This window comes from Tolypothrix campylonemoides VB511288_2 (genome assembly GCF_045999855.1).
GTDB classification, from domain to species: Bacteria; Cyanobacteriota; Cyanobacteriia; order Cyanobacteriales; family Nostocaceae; genus Scytonema; species Scytonema bouteillei_A.
In genome coordinates, this window is sequence record NZ_JBFPMW010000022.1 from 36,074 (window position 1) to 58,420 (window position 22,347).

Genomic DNA, 22,347 nt, shown 5'->3' on the forward strand with positions numbered 1-22,347 from the left:
AATGCGTGTATCAGAAAACCCCGATCGGCTTTAACTCGCTTAAACTCTGCCGAATACGAGACAATAGCCAAGCAAAGACTCTGACACACAGTTTTCACTGCTTCCCCTAAAATGAGAAAACAGTGAATTTAGCTTGAGGGCTAGCTACGCTTGCTTTTGGGGAAACAACACATAACTTTTTTATAATTTTATGCAGACAACAGCGTTTACCGTCTCCTGTGTTTTTTCCTGCGTTTCACTACCCAGGCAACAAATGCCACGACGAGAATCACAAGAACAATTTTAGATACAGGAGCTAGGTACTTGTCCACAAGTTCATACTGACTCCCCAACATATATCCTGAGTATGTTAGCAAACCTACCCAAGCAGCGCTACCTAATGTAGAGTAAATTATAAAAGGGAGCAAGGGCATATTGCTAATCCCAGCGGGAATGGAAATCAGGGTCCGAACTCCCGGTACAAGGCGACCAATCAAAACAGCTTTTGTACCTTGCCTATCAAACCAACCTTTCGCTTTAACAATATCTTTGCTCGATATACTTAACCATTTTCCATATTTATCTGCGAGGGAGGATAAGCGTTTTTCTCCTAGAAATTTTCCCGGATAGTACCACACTAGTACGCCCGCCACAGAACCCACTAGCCCTGCAAAAAATACACCAAGGACATTAAGCTTAGCCCCTGGCAGATTAGATGTATATCCTGCCAAGGGCATAATTAATTCCGAGGGAATAGGAGGAAATAAGTTTTCAAGAAACATCAGCAGGGCAATTCCCCAATAGCCTAGAGATTCAATAATCTCTTTTATCCAATCCGTCATCAAATTGTTTCCTAAAGTTGCTTGGTGAGTGATTTGAAACTAGGGACACCGGGACTGGAGAACTCGGGCTCTCCGCGCAGTGGGAATTAGGGGTATGGGGGTTGGGAAATTAATCCCCAATCATCACGCTCGCCAATCCTTTTTTATCAGTTCCAGTATACACATTTCATAAGATTCAGCTTGAAAAAAGGTAGATGGCAGAGGAGTTAATGCGGTTGTAAGGCAACGCTCTGATAGGTGTTTTCCCTACGAGCGGTTGCCGTGCGTTGTTCCACAGTCTACAGCAACTGGCGTGGTAGAAGGTATATTGGTTGTCTCGTGCGTTCTGGTATACGCAGTTCATGAGGGCTGCTTAAAAGTCTATTGCAATGAGCCTATATTATCCCCGTATTTGTCAAGGTATCAAAAATAGTTGCTCTAAAGCAAGGGGGAAAGGAGCAGGCAAAGGCGAAAAGTTCTCATTCCCACATTTCTCCTTGTCTTCCTTATCCCCAGTTCCCAATTAAACTATAGGTGTCAGTGATTGTACTCTCGATTCAGCTTCCCAATCTAACGGATTCCAAACACGCTCTTCTAAAGCCATTTGCTCGATTAAACTTGCCAATCGCAAAGCTTTGAGCGCTTGTTCTCCTCCAACCGAGGGTTGATTGCCACCACGCACGCAGTTAACGAAATGTTCTAATTCTGCCCCCAACTTATCAGTATTGCTTGTGTACACTCTTTCAATGACACCATCTTGCCTGTACAGCACTTGTCGATAATCATTCATTGCGCCCGCAGGAGGAGTTTGCCTGTGGATCAAAATTTCATTTTTAAGAAAATCTGCCTCTGTAAATGAATTTTTACAATGGGCTATAATGCGGCGGATTTTGCAATGTGTCACTTTACTTGCTGTCAAGGTAGCAACGATACCATTGGCAAAACCTAAAGTAGCAGTGACATAATCCAGATAACCAGAATCCAAGGTACGATTGCCGCTAGCTGTTAACTTGACAACTGGGGAAGAAGCTAATTCCAGAAGTAGGTCTATGTCATGGATCATCAAATCCAAAACAACTGAAACATCATTAGCCCGAGTTGAGTAAGGACTCATGCGATGGGCTTCTAGCGCCAATACTTCTTCGGTTTTCAGCACCTTTGTCAATTCTAAAAATGCTGGGCTGAATCGCTCAATATGTCCCACCTGAAGAATGCAACCAGTTTCAGCTGCGGCATTGACTAAAGACTCCGCTTCAGATATGCTGGCTGCGATTGGTTTTTCAATCAATACGTGAATTCCCGCTAACAGGCAATTGATACCTACGGCGTAATGCAATCGGGTAGGAACGGCAATACAAACTGCATCTACAAGGGGTAGTAAGTCGCAGTAATCTTCAAAAAAACGTACTTTGTATTTACTAGCAGTTTCTAAGCCCCGTTCTACGTTAATATCAGCCACACCCACCAGTTCAACATCTTTCATCGAACTCAGTATCCGGGCATGATGCTGTCCCATATTGCCCACACCGATCACGCCTATGCGGACCGAACGTGGGTAGTTGCGCTGTGCTTGACCATTGTGTTCTCCTGGCAACATACTTCTATTTTGCACTCTTATAATCTCCTCAACCACCAAATATAAAGACGCTGCGCTCATTGGCTGTCATACTAAGAATGCCAATAATGAGTCGTCTAAAACCATCCAGATGGTAACATAGAGGTTCTTATTATGAAGAATTTCAAAGTTTCATGTGAGTTCCCGCACTTTGGGTTAGTTTTATGCATTTAGTTTCAAATGATGCTTTTTGGCTTTTTTTACTTTATGTTTATTAACGTTAGAAAAAACCATGACGTAAGTGAACTTCCTTAGGTTGCATTAAAAAAAGGAATTTTTGGCAAAATCGACATTGGGGATTGGAGATTGGAAATTGGAAATTGGACTTGTTTTTGAACAATCCCTAACGCTCAGTTTCGGCTTCCCCATTCCCTATTTCCCATTACCTTTTCTTGAAAATGAAAGCTGTGATTCTGTTATCAGGCGGATTAGACTCTTCCACTGTTCTGTACCAAGCAATGGCTGATGGTTGTGAATGCTATGCCCTTTCCTTTGATTACCGACAGCGTCACCAACGCGAGTTACAATCCGCATCTGCGATCGCTACCCGTGTTGGGGCAGTACAGCATCAAGTGGTGAAGTTCGATTTGAGTCAATGGGGCGGTTCAGCACTGACAGATAACTCCATCAATTTACCCCAAGAGCGATCGCTTGGGGAAATGTCTCAAAACATACCGATTACCTATGTTCCAGCCCGCAATACCATCTTCCTCAGCTTTGCCCTTGCTTGGGCTGAAACACTCGCTGCCGAACGAGTTTATATTGGCGTTAATGCTTTGGACTATTCTGGATATCCTGATTGCCGTCCTGACTATATTCAAGCTATGGAGGAGGTGTTTTGTTTGGGAACGAAACAAGGGCGATTGGGGAATCCCATCAAGATTATTGCGCCCTTGAGCGAGCTGAAAAAAACGGAAATTATCCAACTTGGCAATCAGTTAGGGGTTCCATGGGAACTAACCTGGTCTTGCTACGCAGGAAGAGAAGCAGCTTGCGGAGTTTGCGATTCTTGTCTGTTGCGTCTCGCTGCTTTTAAAGAATTGGGGCTAGTTGACCCTTTGAAGTATGAACAGAGGCGTTAGGGGTTTGGAATGGGGAGATGGGGAAATAGGGGAGATTAGCCGTGTATGGTGGCATTTTTTCCCTTATCTCCCCCAATCCCAATTACCCTTCCTCAACCCGCCGTATCTGTACTTGATGCAAACGAGGTCCAGTAACGGAGATTACCGTAAATTCAAGATTGTCATAGAGGAAGGTTTCGCCAAGAATAGGAATTTTTTGCAATTGGTAAAGCAAAAAACCAGCTAAAGTTTGATATTCTCTGTTCAGTGGCAAATTGAAATGCAAAACCTCGTTCAGATCTTCTAGATTGATTTGTGCCTGTACTAGAAATGTTTGTTCATCCACATTTTGGATAAGCAAGTCATTGGTATTTTCTAATTCTTCCGGTTCGCCAATAATCTGAGCAATGACATCATGAATAGTCAGCAATCCGACAGTACCACCAAATTCATTAACTACTATCACCATCGCTGGTTTTTCCTGCTGCATAACTGGTAGTAGTTCACTCAATGGTGTGTGTTCTGGTACAAATCTAGCAGGGCGCAACCAAGGTTGAATTTGCGTTTCTAAGGTCAGTTTTCCTATAGTAAGCGGTTTTAGCAAGTCTTTAAAGTAGACAAGACCGCGAATATCATCCAAAGATTCGCCAGTCACTGGGTAGCAAGAATGACCAGTGGATATCATTCTTTGCAAAAAAGTAATGAATGTAGCATTTTTGGGTAGCGTTATAATACTGGTGCGGGGAACCATAACTGTTTGTACAGTAACCTCCCCAAATTCAAAGACGTTGTTCAACCATTCCCTCTCTTCCTCCTGCAAACCTGTAGATTCACGTTCTGTAGAAATGATCAGTTGGAGTTCTTCAGGTGTAACGGGGGATCGCCAGCTCTGACCCGTATATTGAATCCCAAATAATCTCAATAACCAGCGAGTTGATTGATTGAGTATCCAAACAAAAGGGTTAAAGAATCTGACAATTGCTCTAATAGATGGTCCTAAAAACTTGGCTAGCTGTTCTGAATACAGCATAGCGACCGATTTAGGACAAAGTTCTCCCAAAACTATTTGCAAGTAGGCGACGAGAACAAAAGCAGTCGGAATGGATAAAGAATGGGCGACAATACCATTCATACCCTTAGGTAAGGGTAAAGAGAGCAGCCCCCGTTCGATCGCACTGACAATAGTACTTTCCCCAATCCAACCCAAAGCCAAACTTGAAAGGGTGATACCTAATTGCGTTGTAGATAGCAATCGATCGATGCTGCGTTGCAAACCCTCAACGGCGATCGCCTGTATATCCCCAGATTCTACTAATTGACGGATACGCGATCGCCGCAATGTGACCATTGAAAACTCGGCTGTTACAAAGAATGCATTGATAGCAATGAGCAGCAGTACTGACAACAACCGCAGCCCTACATCTGTCCAACTTAGATTCGGAAAACCACTCACGCCCAAGCTCGTGTTAAACTGACGCCCCTAATGAGAATTTGTGTTAGTTAGTGGTTAGTGGTACAACTAACCATTAACAACTAACTGCTAAGCACTAACACTTACCTATCTACAGGAATATTAGATACTTGTAGCTTCAGCGTTTGCTCCGGATAGTCCGTTAGAGAAAGTGAGATATTTTTCACATCATCAAGCACAGCTGAAGGAATGCTTATCGTACCAGAATATGTTGGTCCGTTGGCAGGTAGTTCTGAAGGCAATCCCTCAGTACTGGCGCTTAATGTTCGTCCTTTGTCATCGGAAACGTCTAGGAAACTGTACAAGAAGCGCACGGAATCCTTACCCTTGTTCTGCATCTTCACCTTTAAAAGCAAAGCACCTCCAGAATAACGAGCAGATTGTACTGACATACTGACACCTTGGCTTTCCGAGTTTACTGGAAAACCTTGTTGTGGTTTTTCTTCAGCAACTTCTACAGGTTTTTGCTCTGGTTTAACCTTGGTGTTTTTCGTTTCTTCGTCGTCTTTGTCCGGCTTTGCGATTTTAGTCGCTTTTTTGCCGTCAATTCTTGCCTTGACAACTTTTAGAATTTCATCTTCCCTAAGCAGTGTGACTCCTGCTTGCTGTGCAGTAGCTGACTTACTGCTGGCGAACTTAGTTGTAGGACGGGCATCGGGTGTAGTCACACCTTTTAAAGCAGCGCTACCCAAAGTAAAACCCCAAAAAGCACTTATAGAACCAGCTCCCAACATTAAGATTAACAAAATCAAAGTTAAAAATACTGTAGAATTCAATTTCATAAGATATGACGCAAAGAGTACTGGTATATTCAAAAATATTGAAGCTATTAACTTCTAGCTTAAAAGTACATAATCAATATTAGTCTGCCCTATCTTACTGTCAAATTATTGTGCAGTATTAAAATTTGAATGTAATTCCCATCTGGGGCTTGCACAGCGCCAACTGTAGTTTGGGTATTTCACGTGTGGTCGAGCCTCCATATACTCCTCATAACGGGGTTGTGCGTAAGTCCTACAATCCAAGTATGTTCTCTTTTAGTTGTCATGTTTTACGGACATGTGCTACAGTTAATAAGATTTAACCAGGGTTGGCCGAGCGGTTGAGGCAGCGAACTCATAATTCGCCCCAGGCAGGTTCAACTCCTGCACCCTGGATTGGACGGTGACAAGCAAGCAGCGATCGCCAGTTCATTTGTCATTCACTCTTATTCCCAGATTTTGCCTGGAAACCCCTTCTCAACAGACTCCTCCTCATTTCGGGTCAGATGAAGGTCTGCAAAGCTTTGTATACCGTTTCATCGGTCATCTATAACCATAACCAGCAATTAGTTATGGGTCAGCGATCGCTGATTTCCGGAAACTAGTTACTGGTTACTGATTACCGCTCACTGTTCAAATCGAAACTCAGTTCCTGTTTTGAGTTTGTTAGAGTTGAGTGCAGGGGACATGAGTATAGATGAAGTGTAGGGATTGGGTAAATCTGGAGTCCGAATATAAGGGTCATGGGTAGCTTGTTGGTTGAGAACATCGCGATACAGGATATTCATTAACTCAGCATCTCGCGCAATTTCATGTTCTGGAAATGAATTGCGAAATAAAGACCCTTTACCCAGAATCAAGTCTAACTGACGCCAGATTGACTGGTTGCGATAAAAATTGGGGTCATTTTTGAAAAAAGCCCGTTCAAAGACATCGTTAGTTGATTCGTAGTCAGGTGTTTCAGTTTCGGCGGTAACAACAGCAGGAAAACTTATAGTAGTCAATAACACCAGTAAAGCACCAAAGTACTTAAATTTTGTACTCATCATTCATCGCTCCTCAACATTTGTGCGAAATTTAACTTATGCTTAATTTCAGAACTCCTCAGAGTTCATCCTCTTGGTGTAGCATAATTTTTTACCTGCTGTCATGACTTATCAAGCCGAAACCTTTACCCAGTCAACTATATGGGCTGCTACTACTGATTTGGCAATCCTGCGCCAACAGTTACTCAATTTATTTTGTCAACTGGCATATCAGGAGGGTGACTTTGTTTTAAGTTCGGGGCAACGTAGTTCTTACTACATTAACGGCAAACAAGTTACGTTGCATCCTCAAGGAGCATTGGCAATTGGTCGTATCCTTCTATCGCTTCTACCAACAGACACGCAAGCAGTCGCAGGTTTAACATTGGGAGCCGATCCGATTGTAAGTGCCGTCAGCGTTGTTTCTGCTTGTGAAAACAGACCAATTCCAGCGCTGATAGTTCGCAAAGAAGCAAAAGGACACGGAACAAGAGCGTATATTGAGGGTCCCAATTTACCGGAAGGTGCAAAAGTCGTTGTTTTAGAAGATGTTGTAACCACAGGCAAATCAGCCATGAAAGCCGTTGAACGGCTACAAGCTGTAGGTTACGCGGTTAACCGCGTAATTTCCTTAGTCGATCGCAAACAAGGCGGAGCAGAATTTTATCAATCTGTAGGTTTACAATTTGAAGCCGTGTTCTCAATTGAGGATATTCAACAGACATATAGAGAATTGGTTGGTGGCTAGTCGTTGGTTGTTAGCAGCTCAAAATATTAAGAACCACTAACAACTAATCGCTAATAACTAACCACTAACCACTTCCTTATCCTTTGCCAAAAACTTCTCAAGTTCTGTGAGTGCATCAGCATCAACTTTGGTTTGCATGGGGCAGAACTTGGGACCGCACATCGAACAAAACTCAGCTGTTTTGTAGATGTCAGCAGGTAAGGTCTCGTCATGATATTCTTTAGCTCGATCGGGATCGAGAGATAATTCAAACTGACGGTTCCAGTCAAAATTATAACGAGCATGGGACAATTGGTCGTCCCGATCTCTTGCACCGTGACGGTGTCTGGCAATATCAGCTGCATGGGCTGCTATTTTGTAGGCAATCAAACCGTTGCGTACATCTTCAGCATTGGGTAAGCCCAAGTGTTCTTTGGGTGTAACATAGCACAGCATAGCTGTACCGTACCAGCCAGCCATTGCCGCTCCGATTGCGGAAGTAATGTGATCGTAACCGGGGGCAATATCGGTGACCAACGGTCCCAATACGTAGAAGGGTGCTTCAGAGCACTCTTCCATTTGCTTCTTGACATTGAACTCAATCTGATCCATGGGAACGTGTCCCGGACCTTCAACCATGACTTGTACGTCGTGTTCCCAAGCTTTACGAGTTAATTGCCCTAGAGTTTTCAGTTCTGCTAGTTGTGCTTCATCAGAAGCATCGTGAAGACAACCGGGACGCAGCGAGTCACCCAAGCTAAATGATACGTCGTATTTCTTAAAAATCTCAATGATATCTCGGAAATGGGTGTAAAGAGGGTTTTGCTTGTGATGGTGCAGCATCCACTTTGCCAAAATACCGCCACCGCGAGATACAATACCCGTGATGCGATTTTTTACCAAAGGAAGATACTCTATTAAGATTCCAGCATGAATGGTCATGTAATCCACTCCCTGCTGGGCGTGTTTTTCTATAACGTGAAGAAAGTCGTCTGGTGTCAGGTTCTCCATTCTACCGTAAACGCTTTCTAACGCCTGATACACCGGTACGGTTCCAATTGGCACTGGTGAAACATTGATAATGGCGGTGCGAATTTCGTCCAAATTCCCGCCACCAGTGGATAAATCCATTACGGTATCAGCACCATACTTCACAGACAAATGCAACTTCGATAGTTCTTCCTCAATATTGGAAGAGTTAGGAGAAGCACCAATATTGGCATTAACCTTACATTTGGAAGCAATGCCAATACACATTGGCTCCAAATTTGTATGGTTAACGTTAGCCGGAATAATCATGCGTCCTCGTGCCACTTCGTCTTTAACGAGATCGACGGGAAGATTTTCCCTTTGGGCAACGTAGTGCATCTCTTCAGTAATGACACCCTGACGGGCATAATGCATTTGTGTCACATTGCTATGCCCACGCCGCTTGGCAACCCATTCTGTCCGCATATATTTGATTACCTCTATAAACAGCTTCCCTCCGCCGGTATTACCCGGATTCAGGTTTTAAGGGTGTAATCTCAGCCTTTTCATGCAGGCACCCCCAGCTTGTGTAGAAGATCCTATCACGAGCAGCGAACCTTGACCAGTGATGGTTTTTGTCATTCAAAATTGAAAATTCTTGGTTTATTTCTTGTGAGATATTCCTCTTAGCCTGTTGTGTAGATTGTGCGGGCTGGGATGTCCGCGCCACAAGAATCGAAAATTTAAGTCAGTCAGCAAAAAAAAACACAAATGTGTACAAAAATTAAAATCTCGCCAATTTTTTTTGCAGTCACTCTTTAGCGCATGCAGAAGGCTTTAGCAGTAGATCCATTTAACCTTGTAAATAGGTTCGCGTACAGGCAATGTTCGTGTTTGACGCATGCTGCTGAAAGAATAATTGTTCTTCTGAAAGGCTTGTATAGCTTGTATATTTATAAATTTGTAACATAGGTAAAACTGAAACTAGTGTTCAGGCTACTTCTTGCCCATCCCAATATCTCATGGCAAATAATCCATGCCCAAGTCTCACCGATACATCATATTCAACAAACCCTACGGAGTTCTCTGCCAATTTACTCAAGACACGCCCGATCGCAGTACTCTAAAGGACTATATAAACATTCCTGACGTATATCCCGTGGGGCGTTTGGATTGGGATAGCGAGGGGTTATTATTTTTAACCAGTAACGGGCAATTACAACACCGCCTGAGCGATCCTCGGTTTGGACACAAACGAACTTATTGGGTACAAGTCGAAAGAATTCCTGATGCGACTGCATTGACGCAGCTTGAGAAAGGTGTGGTAATTCAAAACTACCAAACTCGCCCCGCTAAAGTCTTCTTGTTACCTGTGGAACCTGATTTACCAGAACGGAACCCGCCTATTAGATTTCGTAAGAACGTGCCAACTGCTTGGTTGGAAATGACTTTGACAGAGGGCAAAAACCGCCAAGTAAGACGAATGACAGCGGCAGTGGGATTTCCCACTTTGCGGTTGGTTAGGGTGAGTATCGATCTCTTAAAGATACACGGACTGCAACCCGGTCAATGGCGAGATTTGACTTCAGACGAACGAAAAATCTTGTTAAACTCTGTCTCATAAGTTTTGTGCCATAATTCTGCTCAAATTTCCAACCAATTTATTTGTAGAAGTTGTCGGAGATTTTGCAGTATCTCATTGAAGTAAAATATATGGCAACACCATTTAGTTCTATGAAAAAATACCGAACCCCATCAAACCCGCTATCTGCCAGATACCGGGTTTCTTGCTATAGTACAATCTAGTGCAGGCGATCGCATCTGTGTAGCTCTCTAGCTGAATTGCTAGGTGGTTTTGAGCGATAAAAAGCTTGCCGATATAAAAAATTCACAGTTAATATTTGTAAAAATAAGAACCGCTACAAAAATTCACTATATGAACCACAATGTTTTGTAGGACTACTGTAGGCAGGGGCTGACAATTGTGGCACCTTGGATTGTAGCGGTCTGAAGCACCTTGGAACGGGAATGAAGGAACTTCCACAATGCTGATATGCCCTCAGTGTAACTTTGAAAACCCCAATAGCAACAGATTTTGCCAAAATTGTGGCGAGTCGCTGGCTCATCGAGTTTGTCCCGAGTGTAGTGCTGATGTTGCTTTGGATGCACAATACTGCGATAACTGTGGTGCCGAATGCGGAACAATTTTGTGGGCGATTGTTATCAAAGAAAAAACGGGGGATTGGAAACTGGGGACTGTAGGACAACAGGACAAGGAGACAAGGGGACAAGGGGAGATGGAAGATTTTTCCGCTACTCCCCATTCCCCTCTTTCCTCCCCACTCCCCATGCGGTCTTATCTAGATGAACAGCAGCGATATCAAATTTTAGAACCATCACTGATTCTGGAAGATATCCCCTTTGATCGAGAAGTTGGGATGAGAGTTTTAGATTGCCAACCTTACCAAAAAACTCTTCTGGAAGTGATGCTACTGAATGACGAACAGGGAGCGGGAAACTCATCTTTTGGAACTGATGAGATTCCGAACCTTGCGAGACCGTATATTGACTTACAATCGTTGTGCCATTTGGGAATACCACCGATTCACGATACTTGGCAGCGTGATGGTATGCAGGTCGTACTTGTTGAGGATCGATCGCACCGACAGTCCTTACTGGATATCTGGCATGAAGAAACAACAAGCTCGTTGCAGATTGTAAACTTTTTTTACCAAATGACTCAACTTTGGGCAGTGCTGGAAAAAGTTCGCTGCCGTCAAAGTCTTTTAGAATTGTCTAACTTAAGACTGGATGAAGACCAATCACTGGCATTACAGCAATTGTATGTCGAGCCAGTTTATGAAGATATTACAGAAGTGCCATTGGGGGATGAAAAAGCGTCAACAGATGCTGTGAAAGCGCACCCATTCTCAGTGCAAACTCTAGGGAGGATGTGGCAAGCTTTGTTTAGAGAATCTCAACGCACTCAGTTTGGTTCTATCTTGCATTTATTAGGAGATTTGGAACTTGGTAAAGTTCATTCTCTAGAACAGTTACAATCGCGATTAGAAGCGATTTCTTGTGAATTGCAAGGTCTTTCTTCTGGAACAAGTACGGGTGCTTCTCCTGCTCCCGAAGTGCTACAAAATTCTGATTCACGGACTATCTTGCAATTGGAAGAGGAAGAAGATACTGACTCAAAAGTCGATGATATGCCAACAGTTGTTCTACCCATGCAATTAATGAGCTTGGATTATGCGGGGTTGACTGATGTGGGGCGTCAACGCGACCACAACGAAGATTACTTTGGCATTGAAACAGAGATTTATAAGTTAGAGTTGCCAAGTAAGCGTACTTTGCAAGCAAGGGGTTTGTATGTTCTGTGTGATGGAATGGGGGGACACGCAGGCGGTGAGGTGGCGAGTGCGTTAGCAGTCAGTACCTTGCGGCAATACTTTCAAACTCACTGGGCGTCTAACCAACTACCAACAGAAAAAGATATCCTTCAAGCCGTGCGGCTGACAAATCAGGCGATCTACGATGTCAATCAAAAAGACTTCCGTTCTGGTGTTGGGCGGATGGGTACAACCCTAGTGATGGTGCTTGTTTATGATACTCAAGTAGCTGTGGCTCACGTGGGGGATAGCCGTCTGTACCGCGTAACTCGCAAAAGAGGATTGGAACAAATTACCGTGGACCATGAAGTGGGTCAACGGGAAATTGCCAGAGGAGTTGAGCCTAACTTGGCGTATGCTCGCCCTGATGCTTACCAACTCACACAAGCTCTCGGTCCTAGAGATGGTAATTATATTATTCCTGACGTGAAGTTTTTAGAAATAAATGAGGATACCCTGTTTATTCTGGCTTCTGATGGTTTATCTGATAATAATTTACTCACATTGCACTGGCAAACTCACTTACAACCTTTGCTCAGTTCTAGTGCTAATTTAGAACACGGTGTCAAAGCTCTAATCGATCTGGCAAACAATTACAATGGACATGATAATATCACTGCTGTTGTTATCCGGGCAAAGGTGCGACCGAATATGGAGCAACAGTAGTGGATTTCGGATTAGGTATTAGGGAATGAAATATCGCTTATGGTCACACTGACCTTGTTAGAACCACAACAAAAAATACCCCTACAGCAGTGGCACTTTCAGGACGAAACTGTTATCCGGATTGGTCGTTCGGCTGAGAATGATATTGTTTTAAGTGATAGCTTGGTGTCACGACACCATTTGGAACTCAGACAAACGAGTCTTGCTTTTGCTGGCAATTTTGGGGATGGTTCTTGGCAGGTGACGAGTAAAGGCACAAATGGTACTTTTTTAAATGGAGTTTTGGTGACTCAGGCGCAAGTCCCTGATAATTCCTTGTTGCAATTGGCACAGGGGGGTCCCCTTTTGAGATTCCAACTCAGTGGGGATGTACAGCAACATCCTCAAGCTGCATCTTATAGTTGCACCCATGAAGGCAATTCTCCTAACAATTTATTTTGCATCCACTGCGGTCAGCCGCTCAAAGTCCTCCATAGCATTCGCCAATATCAGGTATTGAGAATTTTAGGACAGGGGGGAATGGGGACAACTTATTTGGCTTGGGATTCTACGGGAAACGTTGCCGAGCGATCGCGCTCAGCGCAAGCCGTACCCGGCTTATCGCAGCTGCTTGTCTTGAAGCAGATGAATGCTGATATGGCAAAAATTGCTAAAGCTCAAGAATTATTTGAGAGAGAGGCACGTACTCTCCAATCCCTGAGCCATTCTGGTATTCCTAAATATTATGATTTTTTTGTGGAAGGCGGGAAGAAATATTTGGCGATGGAATTAGTCCACGGGCAGGATTTGGAGAAACTGATCTATAAAAAAGGACCTGTTACACCATCTCAAGCCATTGGCTGGATGATTCAGACTTGTGATATTTTGGACTACATTCACAGCCAAGAACCTCCTCTTATCCACCGAGATATTAAACCTGCGAACCTGATGGTACGCAATTCTAATAATCGTATCGTAGTACTGGATTTTGGAGCTGTTAAGGAAATTGGTACAGCACCCGGTACCCGCATTGGGGCAGAGGGGTATTGTGCCCCCGAACAAGAGAGAGGACAACCCGTAACCCAATCAGATTTGTACGCCATCGGTCCAACGCTGATTTTTCTGCTAACTGGTGAAAGCCCTTTTAAGTTCTACCGCCAAAAGGGGAGAACCTTTCGGTTTGATGTGGGAAGTATTCCCACGATTACACCCAAATTGAGGGAATTTATCGATCGCGTTACCGAGCCTTTACCGCGCGATCGCTATCAAACTGCCAAAGAATTAGCAGCAGCGTTGTATGGGTGTCAATAAGGGTTAGTGGTTAGTTGTTGGTTGTGCAATCCTAACCATTAACCAATATCTACCAACCACTAATCATTCTTACTCTTCATCCCATGCTTCTACAGACAGCAATTCGCTCACTGGATCTTGCATGCTAAAGCCGTAATCCAGCAGTTCTTGTTTCCAATGCTGCCAGTCGTTGCCGAAGAGCAAAGCGATTTTCCAAATGCTATCTGTGGGCTTAATAATTTTAGACTCCACAAGTGAATGCACATTACGTTGCAACTTCACCATTGGGTGAATAACTTGTTGCTTACTACTCATAACCTCAATTAGTTTCAGATTTGGTTTGGTAAATGCTTAATCAAAACTGCTTTCCTTTTTGGAATTATTCCGTCGCGTAGAGTTTCGTACTTTGGCAAAGCAAGTCTTAACCTTTTAACTATATCATAGCTTACCCTAATCAGGTGCGGTTTAAGTCGGTTTTGTACGGTAATTACCACCAACTCGGTTAAATTTGCCTCTACTCCACGATCGGGGATGCCAAGCTAAAAAGAATCAGCCTTCCTCTACTTGCACAGATGTTCCACTGTGGTACGACTTGCAAAACAGTATCTGGTCTTTTCACCATAATTTATGCAGTTTTTTCAAACCTATATATTAAGGGACTGTTTCAGACTTCAAGCGAAGAATTGAGAATTTCGCAACTAAGTTGGGGATAGTGCCTGTGAATCAAACGTTATCTAGAAGGATATCGCAAACATCTGAGATTGGATAGGACTAAAATGAAACTTTATAAAAATTTAATTTTTCTTTGGGGCCAGGGACATTGGGAAGGGGGAATTGGGCATGGGATAACGAATTCGTACCTCTGTTCATCAGTTCTAATGTGAGCATTTCCGGATGATTGTCTACTTAAGAATATTTATCTCAGTACAAAATCCAAATTAAGTAAAAAAATAAGTAGCAACAGCAACATTTGCATCTATCAATGGTAGTAGTATAGAAAGGGCTTCAAATCTTTTATTTTTGTGTTATCTTGCTCGCCATTCACTACAAGGACTGGCAAAGATACTTATTGCTTAAAAAAAGCACAATCAGTTTTTGGGAAATTCCTGAGTTAGGTCAACGACAATATTGCCAAGGTTAACAGAAGAACACAACCTTCACACAAAATGTGAAAAATTCTGACTCGATGTTAGTTTATCTGAGATGGTGGGTACTCTCATAACGGGAGGGTTGCGGTACTTAAGTATTAACCGCCGCATCACATACGGAAAGCATGGCTAGTTCGGGGGAAGAATACGTAATTGTCCGCCAGAAGCAGATTGACCGAAGAAAAAGACTTGTAACGTGGATATCCATCCTATCTTTTGCTGGATCTGGGATAGCTGCAGTTGTTCCTACACTACAACAAGCTTTTCAAAGTCCTAAGTCAGCAAAGATTCATACTGAAGCAACTTCATTACAACATCAAGCGGATGGCTTCGAGTTGGTTTTACAGAGAGAACCAGAAAACCGAGTGGCGCTTGAGGGGTTAGTATTAACACGTATTAAGTTGAAGGATCTTAACGGCGCTATTCAACCTCTTGAGAAACTAGCCAAGCTGTATCCTGAACGGCAAGATTACAAACAATCATTAGAACAGTTAAAGAACCAGATAAAGGACATTAAGCCAACTCAGAAGTAGGTTTATTCCTTGGATTTGAATTAGGTATTGTTATGTCAGTTTGTTATTAGAAAAGGTGCTTATGGAAAAATATAATACTATTATTTTAGGTGCAGGAGTTACTGGATTGGCAGCAGGTATGTCCTCTAAATGTCCTGTATTTGAAGCACTCGAGCAACCTGGAGGTATCTGTGGTTCTTACTATATTAAACCCCAGGATGGTCAGAGACAAAACCATTGCCCAGAAGATGGAAAAGCTTATCGCTTTGAATATGGCGGAGGACATTGGATTTTTGGTGGCGACCCATCTGTATTGAGGTTTATGCGATCGCTTACACCCTTCAAGTCATACAATCGCAGATCTACTGTCTACTTTCCGGATCGAGATATATACGTTCCCTATCCTTTACAAAATCACCTTAGCTATTTAGGTACAAATATTGCATCTCAAGCATTAATAGAAATTGCTTCTAACGTTCAAGGTCATCCTAAAACTTTAGCAGACTGGCTTTATCAGAACTTTGGTAAAACATTGACCGATTTATTTTTTGCACCTTTCCATGAACTTTATACAGCTGGTCTTTGGACTGAAATTACTCCTCAAGACGCTTACAAGTCACCTGTAAGTTTGTCAAGTGTTATTCAAGGAGCTTTTGAAAGCCCAACACCTGTTGGATATAACACAACTTATCTCTATCCTACTGAAGGATTAAATACATTAGTTCAAAAAATAGCTGAATCTTGTGATGTTCGTTATGGTAAGAAAGTTGAACAAATCGATGTAAAAACTAAAGAAGTCATTTTCTCTGGTGGTTTGACAATCCGATATGACAAAATGATATCGACTTTGCCCTTGAATCGCATGATGTTAATGACAGGATTACACGTTGAAGCAGAGCCAGATCCTTACACATCTGTGCTAGTTCTTAATATTGGAGCTACAAAAGGCTGTAAGTGTCCTAATGAACACTGGATATACATTCCCCATAGCAAATCTGGTTTTCATCGTGTAGGATTTTACAGCAACGTAGATGTATCTTTTCTTCCGATCTCTTCTAGAGCTAACCAAGATCGTGTAAGTATTTACGTTGAAAAAGCCTACCGTGGAGGTACAAAACCAACTGAAGTAGAGATAAGAAATTACAGTCAAGCCGTTGTAGAAGAATTGTGTAGTTGGGGTTATATTCAGCAAGTAGAAGTTGTAGATCCTACCTGGATTGATGTGGCTTATACCTGGTCTTGGGCTGGTTCGCGGTGGAAACAACAAGCACTTCAGTCATTAGAAGAACATGATATTTACCTAATTGGTCGATATGGTCGTTGGATCTTTCAAGGAATTGCAGATTCAATCAAAGACGGCTTGTTTATTGGAGCAAGTCTTGCAGAATATTAGCGAGTCAACTTTTCCATACATCTGAATTCCATATTTTTACAAATCTTTGGGAAGAAGACTATACGGAAATAATCGTCGAGTAGTAAAGATTTAGTAATATTATCAATATTACCTAGAAGCACCATCTTCAAATTTAAGATATTTAATAATTATTTATAGATTTTCTCTATAAATAAAAAATTTGTAAATTAAGTGTAATTAGAGTTATTAATTTAACAGTATTTATGATAAGTTATAATCGTGATTCAGTCCCTAATATTGCTCCAGTACCGACAGGAATTCATCGACCATTTTGGTCTGTTATGATTCCCACTTATAATTGTGTCAATTATTTAGTAGAAACCCTCAAAAGTGTTTTGGCACAAGACCCCGGTCTTGACCAAATGCAGATAGAGGTCGTAGATGATTTTTCGACTAAAGACGATCCAGAAGCAGTTGTTAGAGAAATTGGGAAAGGGCGGGTTTCATTCTACCGCCAACTAAAGAATGGTGGAGCAATAGCTAACTTTAATACTTGTATTCAACGGGCAAAGGGTCATTGGATTCACATATTACACGGTGATGATAGTGTTCTACAAGGATTTTACGAACGTTTGCGACAAGGTATTGAGCAGGAACCAAATTTAGGAGCAGCTTTTTGCCGCTACATCATAGTTGACGACAATAGTCATTGGACTGAAATGATTTCTCCAGTAGAAAGAGAAACTCCTGGTATTCTTTCTAATTTTTTAGCCCCAATGGCTGTTGTCAACCGTATCATGACCCCTTCTATTGTAGTAAAGCGTAGCGTTTACGAGGAAATAGGGGCTTTTCATCCAGAATTATTTCATTCCGCCGACTGGGATATGTGGAAACGCATTATCCTAAATTATCCTATATGGTTTGAACCTCAAGTTTCTGCTTGTTACCGTCTGCATTCCTCTTCAGACAGTTCTCGTCTTAAAAAATCCGGTGACAATATTACCGAAGCCTGTAGAGCTATCGAAATTGCTGAAACATATTTACCAGCTCTTGTTGCTACTGAATTATCGAACGCAGCTAGAGAAGCTCATGCTTTTGATGCCCTCGAAAACACAAAAGAAATGTTGGAAAAAGGCAATTTAGAAGTAGTAATTGCTCAGCTTCGTGCTGCTATCAAATGCAGTCACAGTACAAGAATTTTTGAGTCATTAAACCAGATTTTACCTATTTTATTTAGATTGTTATATAATAATCATTTGTTGCCATTTGTAGCATTAGATAAATTTTTATCTGAAGCACAGTTTCTTGCTATTCTTTCACAAGATATTAAAGAGTTTCAGGCCTACCCTAATAATCAACTTACACTAGCTAAGCTTCAACAAGCTCGTCAGAAAATTGCTGAACAGTGGTTAAACTTACCACACGAGTACCTTCAAGACGCATATCGAGGAGAACTAGGTACAGCACATAAAATGCTACTTAGGATTGGTATTCAAAAAGCATCCGAGACCAATATGGAACAGGAGTTTCTAGAGAGTCAAAATCTAGGGAAAAATCAGAATGTCGAGCAAGGCAAGATTATTAAGAATATACTTGTAAAAATGCTCTATTTTCTACCTGCTACTTTTAGTCTCAAATCTGAACTGTCTATTATTCCTCATTGGTTCATTACTGATTACCTTACATTTCTGTTTGGCTCATCTTACTTCTATAAGGACAAAGCCGAAGTCGAAAAGTATCATTTTTACCAACAACAATGGATTCAAGACTTATACGATTGGTTTGACAGAATGACAGATGTTTATATATCTCGAAATGTTGCTAACTCTATTTTAGAAACAGCTAGCTTTGTTCCACCAGAAAATGCAATAAAAGATGTATATATCAAATACAAAAAAGTTTTACAAAAAGTTTTACATCTTAAGGAATGTGAAGTTACACATAAATTCGCCGAACATTTTACCGATAGAAAAAAAATTAAAATAGGTATTTTAGCGGCGACTTTTGCAGATAAACCTAATACGTGGAAAACACTGCCAGTCTATGAGTATCTTAGCCGAGAATTTGAAGTTACTCTGTATGCCTTAAGCAGGGAAGGTAGTTATTTAGAAAGATACTGTGCTAGCTGTGCTAGTGACTTCATAGTTTTGCCAGAAGGTTTAGCCCATCAAGTAGATGTTATACGTAGCGCAGATTTAGATATTCTAGTCATTACTGGAGATTCTTCAGCTATAACAAACTGCATTTATTTATTGTCTTTCCATCAACTTGCTAGAATCCAAGTTGCTACAGCGACTCCTCTATCTGAGATGGCAATTTCTACAATTGACCATCATTTATCATTGAAAGAACCACAGCTACTGGATAAGATTGCTTACTCTAAAGAAATAGCTAGTTTCTTTCAAGAAAAATTACGGGAAAGAGAACTCAGTCTTCTTCGCGATCGCCTGCATCTAAGAGAGATAAATTTCATTATATTTCCTGATTGGTCCCAGCCAGAAGAACTGCTTTGCCAGGAATTTATAGAAATCCTGAGAAATCTATCAACTCATACTCTCAGAACTCAAATGACATTACTTGTAGACACGAGCAATATTGCTGAAGATGAGGCAGAATTGCTTTTTTACAGCGTAGTCATGAATTTAATGATGGATGAAGATATCGCGATTGATGAGGAATTACAAATTTCTTTCATTGGTCACCTTAGTAAATTACAGTGGGAAAGCTTACTTTCTAGCATACAAGAAAGAATTCCATTGGTAACTGAAAACAAAGAAGCTATCATTGCCGTTTGTGCTGAAAGCATTCCTGTCAACAAAGAAAAGTAGCAACCTATCCTAATGCTTCTATCTTTGAGCGACAAAACAGATAAGTACTAATATCAGCAATCCTTAAACTACAGGCAGTATTTTATGACATTAGATAGAGTTTTTGTACCCGCTATCAACCAAGTGCCCGAAGAAGTTAACAGACCGTTTTGGTCTGTTATGATTCCGACATATAACTGTGCTAATTTCTTAGTAGAAACCCTCAAAAGTGTCTTAGCACAAGACCCTGGTTCAGACATAATGCAGATAGAGGTCGTGGATGATTTTTCTACTAAAGACGATCCCGAAGCAGTTGTAAGGGAACTGGGCAAAGGTAGAGTTTCTTTCTTTCGCCAACCAAAAAACGGTGGCCCTATACCTAACTTTAATACCTGTATTCAACGTGCTAAAGGTCATTGGCTGCACATACTACATGGCGATGACATGGTTTTGCCTGGGTTTTACAGTACCTTGCAAAAATCTCTGGAAAAAGAACCGACAGTTGGAGCAGCCTTTTGCCGACACATTTTCGTAGATGAGAATGGTCAGTGGCAATGGTTATCTGCACTAGAAAGGGAAACTCCTGGTATTCTTCCAAATTGGATAGAGAAGATTGCTATCGGACAACGAATTGAAACACCTTCAATTGTTGTAAAACGTCAAGTTTATGAAAAGTTGGGGGGATTTAATCTCGAATTATTTCACACGGCTGATTGGGAAATGTGGAAGCGAATAGCAGTACATTATCCAGTTTGGTTTGAACCTCAACCACTAGCATATTACCGCAGACACTCTGCTTCACATACTTCTCAGTTAATAAAGTCTGGGTCTAATGTTGCCAATGCAAGACGAGCAATTGAAATTACTGAATTGTACTTACCACAAGAGTACGCAACTCAATTATCCAATCGATCTAGAATAAATTATGCCTTTGCAGCTCTTAATACTGCTAAAAGAATGTTAGCTGTAGGTGACATGGATGCTGCGATCGCTCAACTTTGGGAAGGAATAAGTTGTAGTGACGCTCCAGAAGTCATTGATTCTTTGATAGACTTTGTCAAATTAAATGACTCTGAAGAAGTTTTAGGTCATCTCTCTAACTACGCCGCTCAAAAACCAGAAACCTCAACAAGCCAATCTGCACTCACTAAACTTTATCAAGCTTTAGAGGAAGAACCCGTTAGTTTAAGAACTGCAATTCCAACAATTCTTGTTGATGGCGTTGTCTTCCAGATTATAGAAAAAGCAGGAATTGCTCGTGTGTGGACAAGCTTGCTTGAAGAATGGGCAAACAATGAATTTGGCAAACATATCATTTTACTTGATCGAGCGGGAACAGCACCTTCTATTTCCGGTATTCGTTATATTAAAGCGCCAGCATATGGTTACGGTACTACAGACAATGACCGCGAAATGCTACAGCAAGTTTGTGAGCAGGTAGGCGCTGACTTATTTATTTCTACATACTACACAACTCCTCTCTCAACACCATCAGTGTTTTTGGCACATGACATGATTCCGGAACTGATGGGATGGAATTTAAGCCATCCTATGTGGAGAGAGAAGCACTATGGAATTCGGCATGCTTCTGCCTTTATTGCCGTTTCAGAAAATACGGCACGGGATTTATGTAAGGTTTTCCCAAAAGTTTCTTTACAGTCTGTCACAATTGCCAATAATGGAGTTGATCGACAATTATTTTGCCCTGCAATTCAGGAAAATATTCAAAAATTCAAAACAAAGTATGGTATTACCAAACCGTACTTTATATTAGTAGGTCCAGCAGATGGTTATAAGAATAGTCTGTTGTTCTTCAAAGCTTTTTCCCAGCTTGCCAGTCAAAACGGTTTTGAGATTGTATGTACGGGAAGAGGCTCTTTACTAGAATCTGAATTTAGAGCTTACACATCAGGTAGTCTTGTTCATATATTGCAGCTTGACGATCGAGAATTGGCAGCTGCTTATTCAGGTGCAGTAGCACTTGTTTATCCATCAAAATACGAAGGATTTGGTTTGCCTATACTAGAGGCGATGTCTTGTGGTTGTCCGGTGATAACCTGTCCTAACGCTTCGATTCCAGAAGTTACAGGGGAAGCAGCTTTGTATGTGAGTGATTTTAATGTAGAGGAACTAGCTGATGCTCTTTGTGAAATCCAAAAACCCAGTGTTCGTAAATTACTCATTGCTGCTGGTTTGGAACAAGCAAGACAGTTTTCTTGGTCAAAAATGGCGAAGACTGTAAGTTCTGCCTTGATTCATGCTACTTTGTTGCCTTTAAAGCTTAAAGAGAATAATTTCATAATCTTCCCAGATTGGTCACAACCAGAAGAGCTACTGGGAGAAGATTTGCAAACAACACTGAGAGCGATCGCATTTCTTCCTAACAGTCAAAGCATCACTCTGCTTATTGACACTAGTAACATTGCTTATGAAAACGCAGAACTGTTTTTATCTAGTGTCACAATGAATCTTTTAATGGAAGAAGATTTGGATGTGAGCCAAGGTTTAGATATTTCGTTAGTAGAAGAACTAGGTAGTATTCAATGGGAGGCTTTGCTATCTCGCATTCAAGGGAGAATCATTCTAGAACATGAAGATGCTGAGGCGATCGCGGCTGTAAAAGCAGAAAACCTTCTAGCCTTTGACATAAATAGTTTAACTGGCATTAATGAAGATGCCTTGGCAGTCTTATTCTGATAAAGCTTGCTTTCCCCAGACCCTGTAGATGGAGGTAAAGAACTTTCTAGTGGTAAGTATCGCTAACCAA

General features: G+C 41.6%; 16 protein-coding genes, 1 tRNA gene and 1 riboswitch. Of the genes, 10 read left to right on the forward strand and 7 right to left on the reverse strand.

The genetic code is table 11. From position 1 onward, the window contains the following. Window positions 1–206: 206 nt before the first annotated feature. Both AB0756_RS38370 and AB0756_RS38375 read right to left on the reverse strand, forming a co-directional pair. Window positions 207–821, reverse strand: coding sequence for a DedA family protein (locus tag AB0756_RS38370; protein ID WP_202048609.1), 615 nt, complete (start codon window positions 819–821; stop codon window positions 207–209). A gap of 502 nt (window positions 822–1,323) precedes the next feature. Further along, window positions 1,324–2,418 (reverse strand): Gfo/Idh/MocA family protein, encoded by a 1,095-nt coding sequence (locus AB0756_RS38375; protein ID WP_137986341.1) that lies wholly within the window; start codon window positions 2,416–2,418, stop codon window positions 1,324–1,326. Between the two features lie 395 nt (window positions 2,419–2,813). On the opposite strand from AB0756_RS38375, the gene queC reads away from it, so the two are divergent. After that, window positions 2,814–3,497 (forward strand): 7-cyano-7-deazaguanine synthase QueC, encoded by a 684-nt coding sequence (gene queC, locus AB0756_RS38380; protein ID WP_038079628.1) that lies wholly within the window; start codon window positions 2,814–2,816, stop codon window positions 3,495–3,497. Window positions 3,498–3,579: 82 nt separating this feature from the next. Here queC and AB0756_RS38385 read toward each other — a convergent pair whose 3' ends face one another. Both AB0756_RS38385 and AB0756_RS38390 read right to left on the reverse strand, forming a co-directional pair. Next, window positions 3,580–4,929: a hemolysin family protein gene (locus AB0756_RS38385; RefSeq protein WP_050045743.1), complete on the reverse strand. Its 1,350-nt coding sequence runs from the start codon at window positions 4,927–4,929 to the stop codon at window positions 3,580–3,582. Window positions 4,930–5,030: 101 nt separating this feature from the next. Continuing rightward, complete coding sequence (locus AB0756_RS38390; protein WP_038079627.1) at window positions 5,031–5,729, reverse strand: hypothetical protein; 699 nt, start codon at window positions 5,727–5,729, stop codon at window positions 5,031–5,033. A gap of 302 nt (window positions 5,730–6,031) precedes the next feature. On the opposite strand from AB0756_RS38390, the gene AB0756_RS38395 reads away from it, so the two are divergent. Then, window positions 6,032–6,104, forward strand: a tRNA-Ile gene (locus tag AB0756_RS38395). A 230-nt stretch (window positions 6,105–6,334) separates the two neighbouring features. Here AB0756_RS38395 and AB0756_RS38400 read toward each other — a convergent pair. Next, window positions 6,335–6,754, reverse strand: a complete 420-nt coding sequence (locus AB0756_RS38400; protein ID WP_038079625.1) for a hypothetical protein — start codon at window positions 6,752–6,754, stop codon at window positions 6,335–6,337. Window positions 6,755–6,857: 103 nt separating this feature from the next. On the opposite strand from AB0756_RS38400, the gene pyrE reads away from it, so the two are divergent. Beyond that, window positions 6,858–7,481 (forward strand): orotate phosphoribosyltransferase, encoded by a 624-nt coding sequence (gene pyrE / locus AB0756_RS38405; protein WP_038079623.1) that lies wholly within the window; start codon window positions 6,858–6,860, stop codon window positions 7,479–7,481. Window positions 7,482–7,538: 57 nt separating this feature from the next. Here the strand turns inward: pyrE and thiC are convergent, their stop codons facing one another. Continuing rightward, window positions 7,539–8,915: a phosphomethylpyrimidine synthase gene (gene thiC / locus AB0756_RS38410; RefSeq protein WP_038079621.1), complete on the reverse strand. Its 1,377-nt coding sequence runs from the start codon at window positions 8,913–8,915 to the stop codon at window positions 7,539–7,541. A 9-nt stretch (window positions 8,916–8,924) separates the two neighbouring features. After that, window positions 8,925–9,021: riboswitch (TPP riboswitch) on the reverse strand. 444 nt (window positions 9,022–9,465) lie between these two features. Between thiC and AB0756_RS38415 the strand changes: the two genes are divergently transcribed. From AB0756_RS38415 to AB0756_RS38425, 3 genes are all read left to right on the forward strand, one after another. Then, a complete protein-coding gene (locus tag AB0756_RS38415; RefSeq protein ID WP_038079620.1) occupies window positions 9,466–10,053 on the forward strand; it encodes an rRNA large subunit pseudouridine synthase E in 588 nt (195 codons plus the stop codon). Between the two features lie 421 nt (window positions 10,054–10,474). Then, window positions 10,475–12,490, forward strand: a complete 2,016-nt coding sequence (locus tag AB0756_RS38420; RefSeq protein WP_038079619.1) for a serine/threonine phosphatase — start codon at window positions 10,475–10,477, stop codon at window positions 12,488–12,490. Window positions 12,491–12,529: 39 nt separating this feature from the next. Further along, window positions 12,530–13,780, forward strand: coding sequence for an FHA domain-containing serine/threonine-protein kinase (locus AB0756_RS38425; RefSeq protein ID WP_038079618.1), 1,251 nt, complete (start codon window positions 12,530–12,532; stop codon window positions 13,778–13,780). 69 nt (window positions 13,781–13,849) lie between these two features. Here AB0756_RS38425 and AB0756_RS38430 read toward each other — a convergent pair whose 3' ends face one another. After that, window positions 13,850–14,074, reverse strand: coding sequence for a DUF4327 family protein (locus tag AB0756_RS38430; protein WP_038079617.1), 225 nt, complete (start codon window positions 14,072–14,074; stop codon window positions 13,850–13,852). A 958-nt stretch (window positions 14,075–15,032) separates the two neighbouring features. On the opposite strand from AB0756_RS38430, the gene AB0756_RS38435 reads away from it, so the two are divergent. The 4 genes from AB0756_RS38435 to AB0756_RS38450 all read left to right on the forward strand — a co-directional run bounded on the left by AB0756_RS38435 (window position 15,033) and on the right by AB0756_RS38450 (window position 22,277). Further along, the gene (locus tag AB0756_RS38435) at window positions 15,033–15,440 is read left to right on the forward strand and encodes a hypothetical protein (protein ID WP_038079615.1); all 408 of its coding nucleotides are present in this window, start codon (window positions 15,033–15,035) and stop codon (window positions 15,438–15,440) included. A gap of 61 nt (window positions 15,441–15,501) precedes the next feature. After that, entirely contained in the window at window positions 15,502–16,812 is a 1,311-nt protein-coding gene (locus AB0756_RS38440; protein WP_038079613.1) for a protoporphyrinogen/coproporphyrinogen oxidase, read from the forward strand. Window positions 16,813–17,036: 224 nt separating this feature from the next. Then, complete coding sequence (locus tag AB0756_RS38445; protein ID WP_063779493.1) at window positions 17,037–19,601, forward strand: glycosyltransferase; 2,565 nt, start codon at window positions 17,037–17,039, stop codon at window positions 19,599–19,601. Window positions 19,602–19,685: 84 nt separating this feature from the next. Continuing rightward, on the forward strand, window positions 19,686–22,277 hold the full coding sequence (locus AB0756_RS38450) for a glycosyltransferase (protein ID WP_050045745.1): 2,592 nt from the start codon (window positions 19,686–19,688) through the stop codon (window positions 22,275–22,277). The last annotated feature ends 70 nt before the right edge of the window (window positions 22,278–22,347 follow it).

Excerpts from the sequence above, each read along its gene's own strand:
- AB0756_RS38370 (WP_202048609.1), bottom strand. The coding sequence starts at position 821 with ATGACGGATTGGATAAAAGAGATTATTGAATCTCTAGGCTATTGGGGA.
- queC (WP_038079628.1), top strand. The coding sequence starts at position 2,814 with ATGAAAGCTGTGATTCTGTTATCAGGCGGATTAGACTCTTCCACTGTT.
- AB0756_RS38390 (WP_038079627.1), bottom strand. The coding sequence starts at position 5,729 with ATGAAATTGAATTCTACAGTATTTTTAACTTTGATTTTGTTAATCTTA.
- AB0756_RS38400 (WP_038079625.1), bottom strand. The coding sequence starts at position 6,754 with ATGAGTACAAAATTTAAGTACTTTGGTGCTTTACTGGTGTTATTGACT.
- pyrE (WP_038079623.1), top strand. The coding sequence starts at position 6,858 with ATGACTTATCAAGCCGAAACCTTTACCCAGTCAACTATATGGGCTGCT.
- thiC (WP_038079621.1), bottom strand. The coding sequence starts at position 8,915 with ATGCGGACAGAATGGGTTGCCAAGCGGCGTGGGCATAGCAATGTGACA.
- AB0756_RS38415 (WP_038079620.1), top strand. The coding sequence starts at position 9,466 with ATGCCCAAGTCTCACCGATACATCATATTCAACAAACCCTACGGAGTT.
- AB0756_RS38420 (WP_038079619.1), top strand. The coding sequence starts at position 10,475 with ATGCTGATATGCCCTCAGTGTAACTTTGAAAACCCCAATAGCAACAGA.
- AB0756_RS38425 (WP_038079618.1), top strand. The coding sequence starts at position 12,530 with ATGGTCACACTGACCTTGTTAGAACCACAACAAAAAATACCCCTACAG.
- AB0756_RS38430 (WP_038079617.1), bottom strand. The coding sequence starts at position 14,074 with ATGAGTAGTAAGCAACAAGTTATTCACCCAATGGTGAAGTTGCAACGT.
- AB0756_RS38435 (WP_038079615.1), top strand. The coding sequence starts at position 15,033 with ATGGCTAGTTCGGGGGAAGAATACGTAATTGTCCGCCAGAAGCAGATT.
- AB0756_RS38440 (WP_038079613.1), top strand. The coding sequence starts at position 15,502 with ATGGAAAAATATAATACTATTATTTTAGGTGCAGGAGTTACTGGATTG.
- AB0756_RS38445 (WP_063779493.1), top strand. The coding sequence starts at position 17,037 with ATGATAAGTTATAATCGTGATTCAGTCCCTAATATTGCTCCAGTACCG.
- AB0756_RS38450 (WP_050045745.1), top strand. The coding sequence starts at position 19,686 with ATGACATTAGATAGAGTTTTTGTACCCGCTATCAACCAAGTGCCCGAA.